Raw genomic sequence first — 15,548 nt, 5'->3', positions numbered from 1 at the left:
CACTATGGACTTTCAGACAGAAGCTGAACTTAAGGTTGCCCTGGGCTTTCTGCAGCAGGGAAATCCTTTAGAGGCACAAAAAATCATAAGTTCTCTCTTCGAGCATGATCTTGAAAGCACTGAGCTTGTATATACGAACAAGTGCTGCGTCTTCTGGATTGATTCCATTAAGCGTCTTAGAAGTCTTGAAGATTCTTTTGAACGCAGCGAAAACATACTTCTGGAATGGAAAAACTTTCAGGATTACATTTCACGCGAAAGCACTCCTTATGAACCTGCCCTGTTTGCAGTTCAGCAGGGGTTCTTTAAGAACGCATTGGAAGAATACAAAAAGATGCTGGAGGAAAAAGACCCGCTCCAGAAAGCAGAAATCTATAAAAAAACAGGCATCTGTTACAAGAAGCTTGGAGATTTCGAAAATGCACGGGCTTTTCTTACAGAAGCAAACAATATATATCCGAATCTTTCTTCGGTGCTTGCAGAGCTTGCAGACTGTTTCTCACTTTGCGGCGAAGACAGAGTTGGAAAGGTGTTGTACAGAGAAGCTTTTTTTGCCGATCCGGACAGCATCGACCTGGATTTTCTTGATTCAGAGCTCATAAAATGCCTTATTGAAAAGACAAAGAGCAAAGGCTATTCAGGCAAAGCACTTCAATACTGGATTCCGGTTTACGGAGTTCTCGGCGGAGTGTTCAACATAAAGAGAGAGCTGACTTCCCAGGAAGTTGCCAGACTTAAAAAAGACATTTACGCAATGGAAAATGAAATCAAGGATCCATCGTGCAACAGCGAGATTCTTGTACCGCGTATGCTCAACTGTTATTTCTGGCTTATGGATCATTATGATTTGGCAAATGAAACTCAGGCCAAGATTAATGAAGTGTTACTAAGAATTAAACTTCTGGATTCTGCTGTGTACGAAATGTACATAAAATAACACAGCGACCAGACAAGGAGATTACAATGGCAGATTTAATGCAGTCAATTCAGGACATGCTCAAGGAAGAGACTTGGACTCGTGCAACAATCAGTAACTACACACAGAATAACCTCAAGGAACTCGCAGACCTCGTAGAAAAGGCTAAGAGCGAAGGAATTATCAAAGAGGTTCATGAAGTATGTCAGGAGCACCTTTCTCACTCTAAGGACAGTATCATTGCTCTCTATATCTGCGGAATCCTTGATTTACAGAATGGTTCACTTGATAACTCAGCACTTGTAACACTTGTTGATATTTTCCAGAAGAACCACAAGGAAAACATTGTAAATTACCTTTGTGAAAGCATTCTTGCTGATGACGAAAACAATAAATTTGCCCTCAGAACTCTTGCAGAAAGCTACGAAACTGAAAATGACAGCAAAGTTTGGGACCTTTACGAAAAAATCGTACGCATAGACTTTGAAGAAGCTGATATTGCCAAGAAGCTCGCTGAGCACTACGAAGCTTCTGGTGCAGAAGACAATGCAATCAGCTACTACAAGAAAGCTATCCTCCGCTACATCAATGCAAATAACTACAACGCTTGTAAAGAAGTATGGTCAAAACTCGTACAGCTTATGCCTGAAGAGTTCGACTTCTTCCAGAATCTCAGAAGAAAGATTTCTAAGCAGATTGGCGAACTTAAAACTCCAGCTCTTATGCAGGAACTTTACAACTACTATAAAGACAATAAGAAATGGGATACTGCAATCATCATTCTTAAGCAGAATCTCGAAATAGATCCAAAAGATACATGGGCAAGAAAGGAAATCACAGACTGTTTCCGCGGTAAATATGCTGCACACAGCCACCTCGAAGACTACATCCGTTCTTCAAACCTTTCTGCAAGCTACAGAAACGTATTTGAAGCAATCAGCGACTTTGAAAAACACATTGCTTTTGATAAGGGCGGATTCGTATTCCACAGAAACTGGGGCGTAGGTATCATCAAGAGCCTTGATAACGATACCCTTACAATCAACTTCGGTAAGGCAGCTGGTATCCACGAAATTAAGCTTTCTATGGCTGTAACTGCCCTTAAACCACTTGCAAAAGATCATATCTGGGTACTCAAAGCCCTCAATTATGTAAAAGAAGGCGACAAGAAAGTTCCACTCGCTGACAAAATCAAGAAAGATAAGGAATGGACTCTTAAGACTATCATTAAGAGCTACGACAACAACTGTGACCTTAAGACAATCAAAAACGAACTTGTACGCACAGTTACAGAAAAAGACGGAAAAACAAAGAAAGAATACGGAATTCTTACTTCCGGCGAATGGACATCATGGAATGCAGCAGCAAAGAAGATTCTTGAAACTAACCCTGTATTTGGTGTAAATCCTAACGACATCAACATGTACACAGTACGTGAAGGAAATATTACTCCTGTTGAAAAGCTTGCCAACGAGTTCAAGGCTCAGAAGCAGTTCTTCGCTCGTGCAGATATCTTCATGAAGTTCTTCAATGATGAAGAAATGGACCGCACAAACGACAACTTTGCAGAAATGTACGCTTACTTCACAAGCTTCCTCAAGAATATTTCAAAGATTACAGAGCAGGTAATTGCTTCATATCTTATCGTTCGCCAGGTAAGCACACAGGATTCACGCTTCCTCTACCCTGTTAGAGAAACATTTGCAGAAATCTATAACCACATCGAAGATCCACGTGAGCTTTTCAAAGAACTCAAAGATTCTAAGAATACTCACCTTAAGGCAGATTTCCTTGAATGCATCAAGATGCTTCCAGACTGGAACGTACAGTACATCCGCCTCTTCCCTACAGTTCTCGATATGAAGCTTATCAACGAGCTTATCAATGCAGGATTCACAGCAGATGTTCAGAAACTTGCTAAGACAAGCTTCGAAGCATACAAAGATTACCGCGAAACAGTACTCTTCTTCTTCGAAAAGTGTCAGGGTTATGACTGGTTCAGACTTGCTGATATTTCTTACGAAAAACAGCTCATTACACTCATCAACATTATTGAGCTTACATTCCGCGAAATCAACAACCACGTTAATACAACAGAAAACAAGAAGATTAACAAGAAAGCAACTGAGCTTCTCTTTGAAAGCGATACAATCTTTGAATACATGTTCTCTAAGGACGAAGACACTGTTAAGAAGATGTACACTCTCATTGATGATATAGCTGATATGGATCCTTCTTACAAATCAACAGCCCGCAATAAGATTCTTGAGAAATACCCAGACTTCAAGTTCCGTGTATCTGAAGAAAAACTTACACAGCCTAAGGGCATGATTGTAACTTCTAAGAAGCTTGCAGAAAAGAAAGCAGAAATCGACGACATCAAGAATGTTCAGCTTGAAAAGAACAAGGTTGAACTTGCAGATGCTAAGGCTAAGGGAGACCTTAAAGAAAATGCTGAATATCAGGCTGCTAAGGAAACAAAACACCAGCTTGAACTCAGACTTTCTAAGCTTCAGGAAGAACTTAACCGCGCCGTTATCTTTGACCCTACAACAAGTACAACTGCAATTGTTTCTTTCGCTACAGAAGTTACATTGCATAACAACATCGAAAATAAAGATGAAGTTTATACAATTCTTGGACCATGGGAATCAGATCCAGAGAACAACATCATTTCTTACATGTCACCATTTGGAAATGCTATTCTCGACAAGAAGGTTGGAGACACAGCTAAGTTCGTAATCAACGAACATAACTATGACTTCACAATTAAAGCAATCAACAAGGCTAAGAATTTCTAATATATCGCCCGCATACAGCGGGCTTTTTTTAAGAGGTGTTTTCAATTGGATAACCTTACTGCAAGAATTATTGAATTATCGTCAGGTGTTTATGTAATTCCAGCAACAACAAATGTAGGTGTAATCACAAATGAAAGCAACTCTGGAATTGAAGTTTATCTTGTAGATTCCGGCTGTACAGAAATTGACGGAGAATACGTCTTTGATGTACTCAAGGCATTTTTTGAACAGCTCGGACAGACTTTTACTTTAAAAGCAATTATCACCACACATGGGCACGCTGATCACTGCGGTGCCCATATTTTTTTACGTGAACAGACAGGCTGTCAGGTTTGGGCTGCAAAGCATGAACAGGGAGCTATGGAAACTCCAATTATTCAAAGTTCTGTTCTCTGGGGCGGTTTTCCTCCTCATGAATTGAGAACTCTGTTCTTTATGCCCTCTTCTACTGAAGTAGAACATTTTATTTCAAAAGATGATGTTATTGAATTATCAGGTGGCCGCAAACTTTCGTTCATTGAATTAAAAGGCCACAGCTACGAAGCTTTAGGTGCCATCATAACAACAAAAAATGGTCACAAAATAATTTTCCCAGGTGATAATATTTTCCCTCGAAATGAAATAATGAATCACTGGATTCCTCTTATTATGAATCCTGTTGAATATATGGATTCTCTGGACCAGCTTTGTGCACTTGAAAATGTTGAATGGTGCATTCCAAGTCATGGAGATTTCTTAAAACGCAATATAAATGAAGCTGCAGAGCTTAATAAAATTGCAATTATTTCTACACGAACCTGTATTCTTGATTCTTTAAAATCAAAGAAACGACTTACGGTGGAAGAGATTGTAAAATATGTTGCAGATAAAAATGATATGCAGCTTTCGCTGAGTCAGTATATGCTCGTGCATTCTACAATAAAATCATATATTGCAGTTATGCACGACGCACGTGAAATCAGAATGGAAGTAGATAACAACAAGTTGTATTTCTACTTACCGTGACAGTCGGCAAGCAAAGCTTGCCTCTGAGCCATTCTTTCGAGAATCCTAAATTGGCCCGCTGTCGCAGCCCAATTTTTAACGGATTTTCGATTTCAGGCTAATACTTATTTTCAACCGGAACAGTTTCATCCCAGTTCTCGAGAATCTTTGCACCACTTGATGTTCCGATTCTGCTTGCTCCTGCTTCGAGCATTGTAATGAGAGTTCTTGCACTTCTGATTCCTCCAGAAGCCTTTACACCCATATCATCACCAACAGTTTCTCTCATAAGCTTAACATGAGATTCACTTGCACCATTTGGAAGAGGCATTCCGTCTATTCCTTTTGGATTTGCAAAACCAGTAGAAGTCTTAACGAAATCTGCACCAGCCTTTTTAGCACAGAGACAGCAGTTTACAATTGCATTATCATCAAGAAGACATGTTTCGAGAATTGTTTTTACAACAATAGTCTTTCCAAGCTTTTTGCCGGCTTCTCTACAGGCATCAACAACACCCATAATATCAGTTCCAACTTCAGAAAAACGACAATCCTTAGCGGCACCAATATTGATTACCATATCAATTTCATCAGCACCATTTTCAATAGCATCAACTGATTCACTGATTTTAGCTTTAGTAGTTGTTGCACCAAGTGGAAAACCAACTACTGTACAGATTTTAACACCAGAATCTTTAAGTTCATCTTTAGCTGCAGATACATAAACTGGATTAACACAAACAGAAGCAAATCCATAACGTTTTGCTTCCTGGCACAAAAGTACTATTTCTCTGATTCCTGCCTGAGGAGCGAGAAGTGTATGATCGATATATTTTGCGAGTTCTTCTTTAGTCATAGCAGCATTATACTTTACAACAGAGATTTATTCAAATATCAGTTGCGAATTTTCACCTATTGTTGTATTATTTTACTATATTTATTTATAACCGCTTATGCGGTGATTTATAGGAGCAAATATGGCATTTAAGATTACCGACCAGTGTGTAAACTGCGGAGCTTGTGAACCGGACTGCCCGGTAGGAGCAATTGCTGAAAAAGACGGCGCTCGCGCTATCGATGCTGAAAAGTGCATCAGCTGCGGATCGTGTGCAGCTTCATGTCCAGCAGAAGCAATTGTAGAAGAATAGATTGATTTCTATAAACTACGAAACGGGGCTATCTTTTAAAAGACTGCCCCGTTTTTTTAACTTTTTTGTATTTTTCCTCATTTTTACATTTGCCGTTTCTGCACAGACTCAAACAGAGGCGCAGAAAGACGGTATTCCTAGAATCATCATAGAAAAAGATAAACTTCCTGAAATAGAAAGTATAGAACCTTCCCGCGCGAACACGGTTTTTAAGGATTTTAACAGTATTGTAGAGAATAACAGCAAGCTTATTGCTGCCGGCCGCGAACCGGAAATCATGTTTTTCAAATACACAAACAACGAACGCTTTACTTTCCAGGGAATTGCTGGACGAACATGCATTTGGCAGGAAACTCTTGCTACCCTTAATCAGATTGAAAATGCACAGGATGATATAAAGGGCAAAACACTGATTATTCCTGTTATTAACGGTATTTTTATCCCAATTGAACGCGGAATTAATTCAATTGAAGTACTTTTACAGGAAAATTACAGCACTCAAACCTTAACAAAAAGCAACATATATTATACAATAAATGGAAGAGATTATCTGTTCTTACGCAGCAAGCGATTCACCCCCACAGAAAGAGCTTATTTTCTCGACTCAGCCCTGAGACTTCCGCTGGATAATGATTCATTCTGGGTTTCTTCAGAATTCGGTAAACGAAAAAATCCATTCTCCGGTGAAATGAAGAATCATAATGGTATTGATCTTGCAGCTTCTGAAGGCACTCCTGTTTATGCCATAAAAGACGGTTCTGTTTATGCAGTTATCGAAAACGATTCTGAATTCGGAAATTATTTAATTCTGAGCCATGATCAGGGAAAAATGACAAGTGTTTATGCACATCTTTCAAAGATATTTGTAGACAGATATCAGTATGTAAAAAAAGGTGATGTAATAGCACTTGTAGGACAAACGGGAAAAGCAACCGGCCCTCACCTGCACTTTGAAATAAGACAGGGTGGAAAGGCAGAAAACCCGCGAAATAAACTGAATATTAAAGAATGATGAATAGAATATTCTGTGCAAAAAAAGCTCTGTTTTCTCTCTTCCTGATTTCGGGAATTACCGCATTAAATGCGGAAAGTTTCCGTGTAAGCAAGGTACATGAGCTTACAGTTGTACAGACTGCAGAATCAGAAGGAACAGCAAAACTTGGTATCAACGAAGCTCTTGCCATTACACTTCCTGCAGACCAGACCTTCCTTGAAGGACTGGAATTGAAATTTGAGATTCCAGAAACAGTTGCATCGTGGACAGATTCTGTAGCCTGTTCGGTATATTCAAATATCACTCCTACACCAAAAGCTTCTCAAATTGACTATAGCGGAACAAGGGCTTATGTAAGAACACTTCCCGGCAAGCTTTCATGGGTACTACAGATTCCACTTAAAAGCGAAAATTCCATAAAATCAAATAATTATACTACAAAGGTAGATACTGTCATTACGCCTTCCAAAAACATGATTTTTGTAAGACTTCAGCCGGTAATGAAAGGTGTTCCAGAAGAAACTCTTAATGCAATTGTGCCTATTACAGTAAAACCTATTCTTATGAATAAGGGCCAGTTGTCTTTTAAGCTTGTTTCATCTGAAAAACAGCTTGCTCCTTGTACAATTTTTATTGATGATAAGATGACTTTACTCAATGAACACTCTAAGGTTCTTCTGGACACTGGTGTTCATGATATTTCGATTATTTCAGAAGCTTACAGAAACGAAGTTCGCACAGTTCGCATTGACCGTGCAAAAACTACAGAGCTTACTGTTGAAATGAAGAGTCTTGAGCCTACCCTTCTCATCACTGCGCCAGAAGGAACTGATGTTCTGCTTGATGATGTAAAATGTACAACTTTCGGTAAAGAATTTGTAATTACAGAGGGGGAACATAGACTCAAGGTCAGAATCGGAGACTATGAGATTCTCCGTTCAATAAATGCCATAAAGGGCAAAACTTATACTGCCAATTTCGCTTTAGATTTACAGATAACTGAAGACTAGAGTTATTTCTTAATCAACATCTTTTATTATTTTCTTTCATATTTTTTTATATTTCGATTAAAGATTTTGAGGGGTGAGGTCGATAATAAATATATCGGGAACATTTTCCCCTCCCACCCATGTTCCCGATTGCCTGATGGGCATGGCTCGGATCTATTCCGAGCCTTTTTTATTTTAAATTCAGACATCTATCCTTGAAAACATAAAAAAAGCGGGTCCCAGCGACGGCAAAAACGATAAGGTATCCCCCATCTTTCGCTTACCCGTGCTTGCTTCGCCCGCACGGCCGCTGATGGTTCCCCCTTATCGTTTCTTGCCTGCGTCCCACTTTTTTTATGTTTTCAAGGCAATTTCCGTTTAGAAAAAAGTCTCGATCTCTCTATTGGTAAAAAGTGAAAATCTCGAAATAGTTATTTATGAGATTTCGGATTATTTCTTAAAAATACCAGATGTGTGGGACGCAGGCAAAACGAAAAAGGGGGTCCCAGGGTTACGACAAGTTTTTGCGAAGCAAAAACGAGGAGTCTGGGGCACCCTGGGGGATTACTTTTTCGGTTTTGCCGTCGCTGGGACCCGCACATCTGGTATTTTTAAGATATGAGCCTATAAGTTGTAACTATTCACTATTTTGAGATTTTCTACTATAATAGGTAAAATATGATGAAAATTAAGAAATCTGGAATTGTGATCATCTCGTTGTTTTTTCTTGGTTCTATTGTCATGGGACTTTTTCTTGGATGGTCAGTTTCTGAAACCCGCAATATAATTAATTCTGAATATATAACCGATTTTGATACCGCTCTTCCTACAAAGCTGCTTGATATAAATGGTGAAGTAATCACCGAGTTCGCTTCAGATGAAAAGCGTGAAATCATCGCCTACAACAATCTTCCTCAGCAGATGATTGATGCACTTATTACTCGTGAGGATAACGTATTTTTCTCTCACGCCGGCTTTAATCTTAAAGCAATTTTGCGTGGTGTTTCCGGTATACTTACCGGCCGTTCTCTTGGTGGTGGTTCTACCCTCACCCAGCAGATTGCAGGAACCCTTTACTGTGACCGTTCTGATAAATCTGTAATCCGTAAGCTTAAGGAACTCTGGTGGGCTATCCAGATGGAACGCCGCTATTCTAAAAACGAAATCCTTGAACTCTATCTTAATAAAATTTACTTTGGTGGCGGTACCTACGGTGTAAACGCTGCTTCAAAATACTACTTTGGACATGATGCAACAGAAATTACTCCTGCAGAAGCTGCTATTCTTGTAATTCAGCTTTCAAACCCTGCCTTCTATAATCCTTTTGATCATCCTAACAGAGCAATGGATCGTCAGAAATATGTTCTGTCATCTATGGTTGATGCAGGATTCCTTTCTAAGGAAGAAGCAGATGAATCTTTTGAAAATTACTGGGCTAACTTTGACTACACAAGAACTTCTACTTCAGCCTATATGATGCGTGATGATAAAGCGCCATGGTTCTCTGAATATGTTCGCCGTGAGCTTTCCGGTATGATTTACGGTTCTGATGATATTTACACTTCAGGATTTACAGTTAATACAACTCTTAATCTTACACATCAGCAGATTGCGCAATCTGTAATGGAAAAATATATTGCCGATGCTAACCGCCGCTATAAGAAAGAGCATTCTTCTAAGACAGGAGTAGCAACAAATGTTTATGTTCCAATGACAGAAATGCTTGCCCTTCTTTTTGATATCCCTGAACTTAAGGTTAGTGAGCAGCGTACAGAAATCGTTGCTAATAATACTTATGTAAATAAGATTAACCCTGTGCTTGATGCAATCTCTCTTATGACAGGTTCTGAAAAGCTCAAGGTTAATATCGTAAACCGTGCTACAGCAATCGCTAAGCAGAATGAAGAAAAGACCACAATTGAAGGTACTATGATTGCCCTTGATCACTCTAACGGCTACATAGATGCTCTTGTTGGTGGAAGTAAATTCGATTCTGACAATCAGCTTATTCGTGCAACTCAGGGGCTTGTTCAGCCGGGTTCTACCTTTAAGCCGCTTTACTACTCTGCAGCAATTGACTCACGCAAATTTACACCGACAACTCAGATTTCAGACAGTATGGTTGTATTCCACACTGCTGATGGAAAACCATATATTCCATTAAACTTCCGTGGTGAATGGGAAGGTAACGTTTCTCTCTGGTATGCACTTACCCATTCTATGAACGTTCCATCTCTTAAGATTCTTGATGGAATCGGATTTGAAGCAGCAATTGACAGAGCATCAAAACTTCTTGGTATTCCTCAGAATGAACTTGAAAGCAGAAGTTTCGATCCTGTATATCCTCTTGGTCTTGGTGTTTGTTCTGTTCGTCCTGTTGAAATGGCACGAGCTTACGCAATCTTTGCTAATGGTGGTAAAGATATTACACCAATGGCAATCAGAACTGTTGAAGACAAGAATGGAAATGTAATATTAAATCCTGAACTCGACATAAGAAAGGCTCAGGCTGCAAAGGGTGATAAGATTCAGGTAATTTCACCTCAAACTTCGTTTGTTATGATTAAACTCCTTGAACAGACTGTAAATAACGGTGGTACCCTTGGCGCACAGAAATGGCATTTTGATTATAAAGATGCTAACGGAAGACGCTACACAATGCCTGCCGGCGGTAAAACTGGTACAACACAGAACTGGGCTGATGCATGGACTTGTGGTATTACTCCTTATTATGCAGCTGCATTCTGGTTTGGTTTTGACAGACCAGGACAGTCTCTTGGTTTGAATATTACAGGTGCAACTCTTGCCGGTTTTGCCTGGGGTGAATATTTTGATAAGGTACATGCAGATCTTCCTTATAAAGACTGGATTAAGCCTCTGGAAGGAGTTATCGAATGTACTGTATGTGCAGACAGCGGTATGATTCTTACAGATTCCTGTGAGCGTTCAACAACACAGTGGTATCTTGCAGGAACTCAGCCTACTGAAATCTGCCCCATTCATTCAAGTACTTCTAATTCAGTTCTTTCAATTATTCGTCTTGAAAAAGAAATGTATAAATCTGGTCAGCGTATGAGTTTTGACTTTGATACTTCTCCGCTTACCTTTGATTTGAATGCACCGCTTACTTCAGATTATACATATGACGATGATGAGAACGAAGCTGAAATGGATACTTCAAACTCTGCATCTAAATTTGACTATAACTATCTTATGGATTAGACTAATTATCGGAGAAGACAGTGCTGGTACAGATTAAGGACATCAAAATAAAAAAAAGGGTTCGCAAAGATTTAGGAAATCTTGAAGACCTGAAAGACAGTATGAGAATCTACGGACTTATGAATCCGATTACCCTCAACAGTCGTTATGAACTGATTGCGGGTGAACGCCGTCTTCAATCTGCTATCCAGCTCGGATGGACAAGCATCAATGCAAATATAATCGACAATCTCACTGAAGTAGATCAGCTTGAAATGGAGATTGAAGAAAATAATCAGCGAAAAGAATTTACAGATGCTGAATTGCTGGAAGGTTATAAGAGACTTCAGAGATTACGAAATCCTAATATTTTCTATAAGATTTATCTTTTCTTCAAACATCTGTTCCAGAAAATTGCAGACTATTTCCATAAAAAATAAAGACACTAAAATGCAGAACTCAAAAAAATCACTCTTTTTAATTGTTTTCCTAATAATCGTTTTCCATGCAAAAATTTTTGCTACAGCTTCCGGTGTTCAGATAAGCGGAAATCCAGGACTTTTGATAAATGAAGAACGCACAAAACTTGAAAACTTTACAGGACGTATTACGGGCACTATAAGACTAAGCCGTATTCCTGTTGCAGCAGGTTTTGGTCTGGAAGCAGGAAAAGAAGATTCTGATTTTACATACGGATTTTATGGGTTTGCAGATTATTATGCTATAGATCTTCAGCTTAAAAATACCTGGAACTTTTATTCAGGCTTTGGTGCAGATGCAAGTTTTCTTACCACAGATTTCAAAAACTGGGGAATGACAGCAGGGGCAAGATTCTTTGCCGGAATGAACTGGCTTTTCTGGGATAATTTCATGGAACTTTATGTTCAGCAGAATGTAGTTCCCGGCTATGTAAAAAATCTGAGTGATTCAGAGTTTAAGGGAGCATTTATTCTCAGCCTTCCGTTTGATGCTGGAATCCGATTTCATTTTTAATATATTCAATTACTGATTGAATATCTTCTTCGAGTTTCCATGGAGAATTCAAAACAAGCATTCCACTGCCATAAAGGCGTGGTGGATTCTTTCCGTTTTCAGCACGGAATTCTTCAAGAGATACTTCCTTATGTTCTGACTTATCAAAAAACTCTAGTCTCAAATCGCAGATTTCAATATTCTGATTTATAGCCCGCGCACCTTCGATAATTCTGTCAAGCATAGCTTCAATCTCGCCCTCGCGATGGGCAAGCAGCGGATACCACAGCATAATAATACCGTTAGTCCATTTTTTATGAACTGCACATATTGTATCTGCAGCATTCTCGTAGTCCGAACTTTCTTCATAACTCGGGTCAATAAGGACAGCACCTCGCTTAGTCTGTGGTGGTGTCAGCGCTTTCAGCATCTCCCAGCCACTTCTGTTATGCACCTGAACAGTAGGACTGCCCTCGCACGGTCTTTTCATATTTTCGCGAAGATTTTCAATTTCCTGAGGATGAAGCTCCGAAAGAATAAGAACATCCTGCCTTCTCATATAGCGCCGTTCTATCTCCGGCGACCCCGGATAACGTGAATCAGAAAGATATGACTTTACAAAAGAAAGATAATCAGCAAAAGCAGAAGGAACATCTCCATCAGTTTTAGAAAAAACAGAAATCCCCTTCTCCGCCTCTCCAGTTTTCAGGCTGCGGCTATCGGTAAGATCATAAAGCCCGCTTCCGCTATGAGTATCAAAAAATGTATAAGGCTTTTCTTTTTTATTTAGAGATTTTAAAACCTGAATTAAAACCGTATGTTTCAAAAGGTCTGCATGGTTTCCCGCATGAAAAATGTGCTGATATGAAAGCATGGATGAATAATAACATAAAACTTGCCTTTAGTCACTTTCATTATTATTTTATAAAAGAAGGTGATGATTATGAATTACGAAAATTTTACAATCAAAACACAGGAAGCCTTACAGGAGGCTTCTTCAATTGCCAACAAAAACGATAACTCAGAAATAGGAACCGAACATGTTCTGCAGGCTCTGCTTGAACAGCAGGACGGGCTCATTGCGCCTGTTGTAGAACGAGTCGGAGTTCCGTCAATAGAACTCATCAAAAAAGTGAAGGAACTTGTTTCTTCAAATCCAAAAGTGTCTGGAGCCGCTCAGGTTTATTTGTCAGGTTCAATGCAGAAAGTACTTGCAAAGGCAGAAAATGAAATGACTGCCCTTCACGACCAGTATCTTTCTACAGAGCATATTCTGCTTGCCATGACAGAAGCTGATGACCGTACAGGAGATCTTCTCCGCCGTTCCGGAATAAATCACAATTCTGTTTTTGAAGCACTTAAATCTGTACGCGGAAACCAGACTGTAGACTCAAACGATCCCGAAGCTAAAACACGCAGCCTTGAAAAATACTGCCGCGACCTTACAGCCGCAGCCCGTCAGGATAAGATTGATCCTGTAATTGGCCGTGATGAAGAAATCCGCCGTGTTATGCAGGTACTCTGCCGCCGTACAAAGAATAATCCGGTAATTATCGGTGAACCGGGTGTTGGTAAGACAGCCATTGTAGAGGGTCTTGCCCGCCGTATCGCAAGCGGCGATGTTCCTGAAAGTCTTAAAAATAAACGACTCCTCGCCCTCGATCTTGGTGCGCTTGTAGCCGGTGCTAAGTTCCGCGGTGAGTTTGAAGAGCGTCTTAAAGCGCTTATAACAGAAGTAACAAAGAGCGAAGGACAGATTATACTCTTTATTGATGAACTTCACACCCTCGTTGGAGCAGGAGCTACAGAAGGAAGCATGGATGCCAGCAATCTTCTTAAGCCGGCCCTCGCCCGAGGTGAACTTCGTGCCATAGGCGCTACTACCCTCGACGAATACCGCAAGTACATTGAAAAGGATGCAGCCCTTGAACGCCGTTTCCAGCAGGTTTACTGTGCAGAACCTAGCGTAGAAGATACAATTGCAATTCTCCGTGGACTTCGCGAAAAGTACGAAATCCATCATGGAGTTAGAATTGAAGATGAAGCCCTGGTTGCCGCTGCTACCTTGAGTAACCGCTATATCACTTCCCGCTTTATGCCGGATAAGGCAATTGACCTTGTTGATGAAGCAGCCAGCCGTCTTAAGATGGAAATTGAAAGCCAGCCTACAGAACTCGATCAGGTTGAACGAAAGATGCTTCAGCTGCAGATTGAAAAGCAGTCATTGAGTAAGGAAGATGATGCAGCAAGTAAAGAAAGACTTTCAAAGCTTGAGAAGGAACTTTCCGAAATTACAGGCCGCCGTGATACCATGAAGCTTCAGTGGCAGAATGAAAAGGAAAATATTGATAAGTCACGTAAGATAAAAGAACAACTTGAGCAGGCCCGCTTTGAGGAAGAAAAGTATACCCGCAATGGAAATCTTGCAAAAGCGGCTGAACTTAAATACAGTACAATCCCAGCCCTTCAGAAGGACCTCGATGCAGCCCTAGCTGCAGAAAAGGAACGCGCAGAAGGCGGCAGAGATTCCCTTCTCCGCCAGTCTGTAACAGAAGAAGATATTGCAAAGGTTGTTTCTACCTGGACTGGTATTCCTGTTGCAAAAATGATGACAGGAGAAAAACAGAAATATCTTGAACTTGAAAACGTACTCCACAAGAGAGTTGTCGGACAGGATGAGGCTGTTAATGTTGTAAGTGACGCAATCCGTCGTAACCGCAGTGGTCTTAATGATCCAAACAAGCCGCTTGGAAGTTTTATGTTCATAGGACCAACAGGAGTTGGCAAAACTGAGCTTGCAAAAACTCTTGCAGACTTCCTGTTCAACGATGAAAAGGCTCTCACCCGAATTGATATGTCTGAGTACATGGAAAAGTTCAGTGTGACACGTCTTATTGGAGCACCTCCGGGATACGTTGGCTACGATGAAGGTGGTCAGCTCACAGAAGCCGTTCGCCGCCGACCATACAGCGTTATTCTTTTTGATGAAGTTGAAAAGGCTCACCCGGATGTATTCAATGTATTGCTGCAGGTACTCGATGACGGCCGTCTTACAGACGGACAGGGCCGTGTCGTAGACTTTAAGAATACGATTATCATCATGACAAGCAACCTTGGAAGTGACCTTATTCTCGAAGCTGCAGAAAAAGGTGAAACAGGCGACAGCGTTAAAGACAAAATAAACGTTCTTTTGCGCCAGACCTTCCGTCCAGAGTTCCTGAACCGTATTGACGAAATCGTAATGTTCCAGCAGCTAGGTAAAGAGCATATTGCCTCTATCATTAAGCTGCAGCTTGAACGAGTACAGAGCCGTCTTGCAGACCGCAAAATTACTTTGGACTTTGACCAGAGTGCAATGGACTTCCTATGCGAAAAAGGCTACGACCCGACAATGGGCGCACGTCCGGTTAAGAGAGCAATTCAGACTTATGTTGAAAATACTCTGGCTCGAGAATTACTTGCAGGTAATGTACGGGACGGAGATGTGATTAAGATTAAGTCGGATGATGGAAAGCTGATATTCAGCAGATAAATAACCGCAGA

12 protein-coding genes are annotated in these 15,548 nt (G+C 40.4%); 10 read left to right on the top strand and 2 right to left on the bottom strand.

Annotated elements, in window-relative coordinates; translation table 11 throughout:
* Positions 1-4 precede the first annotated feature (4 nt).
* From BMY21_RS00375 to BMY21_RS00365, 3 genes are read left to right on the top strand one after another with little or no spacing between them, the layout of a single operon-like run.
* Entirely contained in the window at positions 5-937 is a 933-nt protein-coding gene (locus BMY21_RS00375) for a tetratricopeptide repeat protein (RefSeq protein WP_074639861.1), read from the top strand.
* A gap of 26 nt (positions 938-963) precedes the next feature.
* Entirely contained in the window at positions 964-3,717 is a 2,754-nt protein-coding gene (gene greA / locus BMY21_RS00370; RefSeq protein WP_074639860.1) for a transcription elongation factor GreA, read from the top strand.
* 45 nt (positions 3,718-3,762) lie between these two features.
* Positions 3,763-4,722 (top strand): MBL fold metallo-hydrolase, encoded by a 960-nt coding sequence (locus BMY21_RS00365; protein WP_074639859.1) that lies wholly within the window; start codon positions 3,763-3,765, stop codon positions 4,720-4,722.
* Positions 4,723-4,819: 97 nt separating this feature from the next.
* Here the strand turns inward: BMY21_RS00365 and deoC are convergent, their stop codons facing one another.
* On the bottom strand, positions 4,820-5,557 hold the full coding sequence (deoC, locus tag BMY21_RS00360; RefSeq protein WP_074639858.1) for a deoxyribose-phosphate aldolase: 738 nt from the start codon (positions 5,555-5,557) through the stop codon (positions 4,820-4,822).
* A 121-nt stretch (positions 5,558-5,678) separates the two neighbouring features.
* Here deoC and fdxA point away from each other — a divergent pair, with 121 nt between their 5' ends.
* The 6 genes from fdxA (at position 5,679) to BMY21_RS00325 (ending at position 12,026) form a co-directional block, all read left to right on the top strand.
* The gene (fdxA, locus tag BMY21_RS00355; RefSeq protein WP_022931029.1) at positions 5,679-5,849 is read left to right on the top strand and encodes a 4Fe-4S ferredoxin; all 171 of its coding nucleotides are present in this window, start codon (positions 5,679-5,681) and stop codon (positions 5,847-5,849) included.
* A 1-nt stretch (position 5,850) separates the two neighbouring features.
* Positions 5,851-6,861, top strand: coding sequence for a M23 family metallopeptidase (locus tag BMY21_RS00350; protein ID WP_074639857.1), 1,011 nt, complete (start codon positions 5,851-5,853; stop codon positions 6,859-6,861).
* On the top strand, positions 6,858-7,853 hold the full coding sequence (locus BMY21_RS00345) for a hypothetical protein (RefSeq protein ID WP_074639856.1): 996 nt from the start codon (positions 6,858-6,860) through the stop codon (positions 7,851-7,853). Before BMY21_RS00350 ends, BMY21_RS00345 begins: the two co-directional genes overlap by 4 nt.
* A 657-nt stretch (positions 7,854-8,510) precedes the next feature.
* The gene (locus tag BMY21_RS00335) at positions 8,511-11,054 is read left to right on the top strand and encodes a penicillin-binding protein 1A (protein WP_074639854.1); all 2,544 of its coding nucleotides are present in this window, start codon (positions 8,511-8,513) and stop codon (positions 11,052-11,054) included.
* Between the two features lie 20 nt (positions 11,055-11,074).
* Complete coding sequence (locus BMY21_RS00330; RefSeq protein ID WP_074639853.1) at positions 11,075-11,473, top strand: ParB N-terminal domain-containing protein; 399 nt, start codon at positions 11,075-11,077, stop codon at positions 11,471-11,473.
* A gap of 10 nt (positions 11,474-11,483) precedes the next feature.
* Positions 11,484-12,026 (top strand): hypothetical protein, encoded by a 543-nt coding sequence (locus tag BMY21_RS00325; RefSeq protein WP_074639852.1) that lies wholly within the window; start codon positions 11,484-11,486, stop codon positions 12,024-12,026.
* Here the strand turns inward: BMY21_RS00325 and BMY21_RS00320 are convergent.
* Positions 11,986-12,879, bottom strand: coding sequence for a 23S rRNA (adenine(2030)-N(6))-methyltransferase RlmJ (locus tag BMY21_RS00320; protein WP_074639851.1), 894 nt, complete (start codon positions 12,877-12,879; stop codon positions 11,986-11,988). The two genes, BMY21_RS00325 and BMY21_RS00320, sit on opposite strands and share 41 nt — an antisense overlap.
* A gap of 69 nt (positions 12,880-12,948) precedes the next feature.
* On the opposite strand from BMY21_RS00320, the gene clpB reads away from it, so the two are divergent.
* Entirely contained in the window at positions 12,949-15,537 is a 2,589-nt protein-coding gene (gene clpB, locus BMY21_RS00315) for an ATP-dependent chaperone ClpB (protein ID WP_074639850.1), read from the top strand.
* Positions 15,538-15,548 lie beyond the last annotated feature (11 nt).

The organism is Treponema bryantii (assembly GCF_900111035.1).
Classification (GTDB): Bacteria; Spirochaetota; Spirochaetia; order Treponematales; family Treponemataceae; genus Treponema_D; species Treponema_D bryantii_C.
This window is presented reverse-complemented; position numbering and strand designations above follow the sequence as displayed.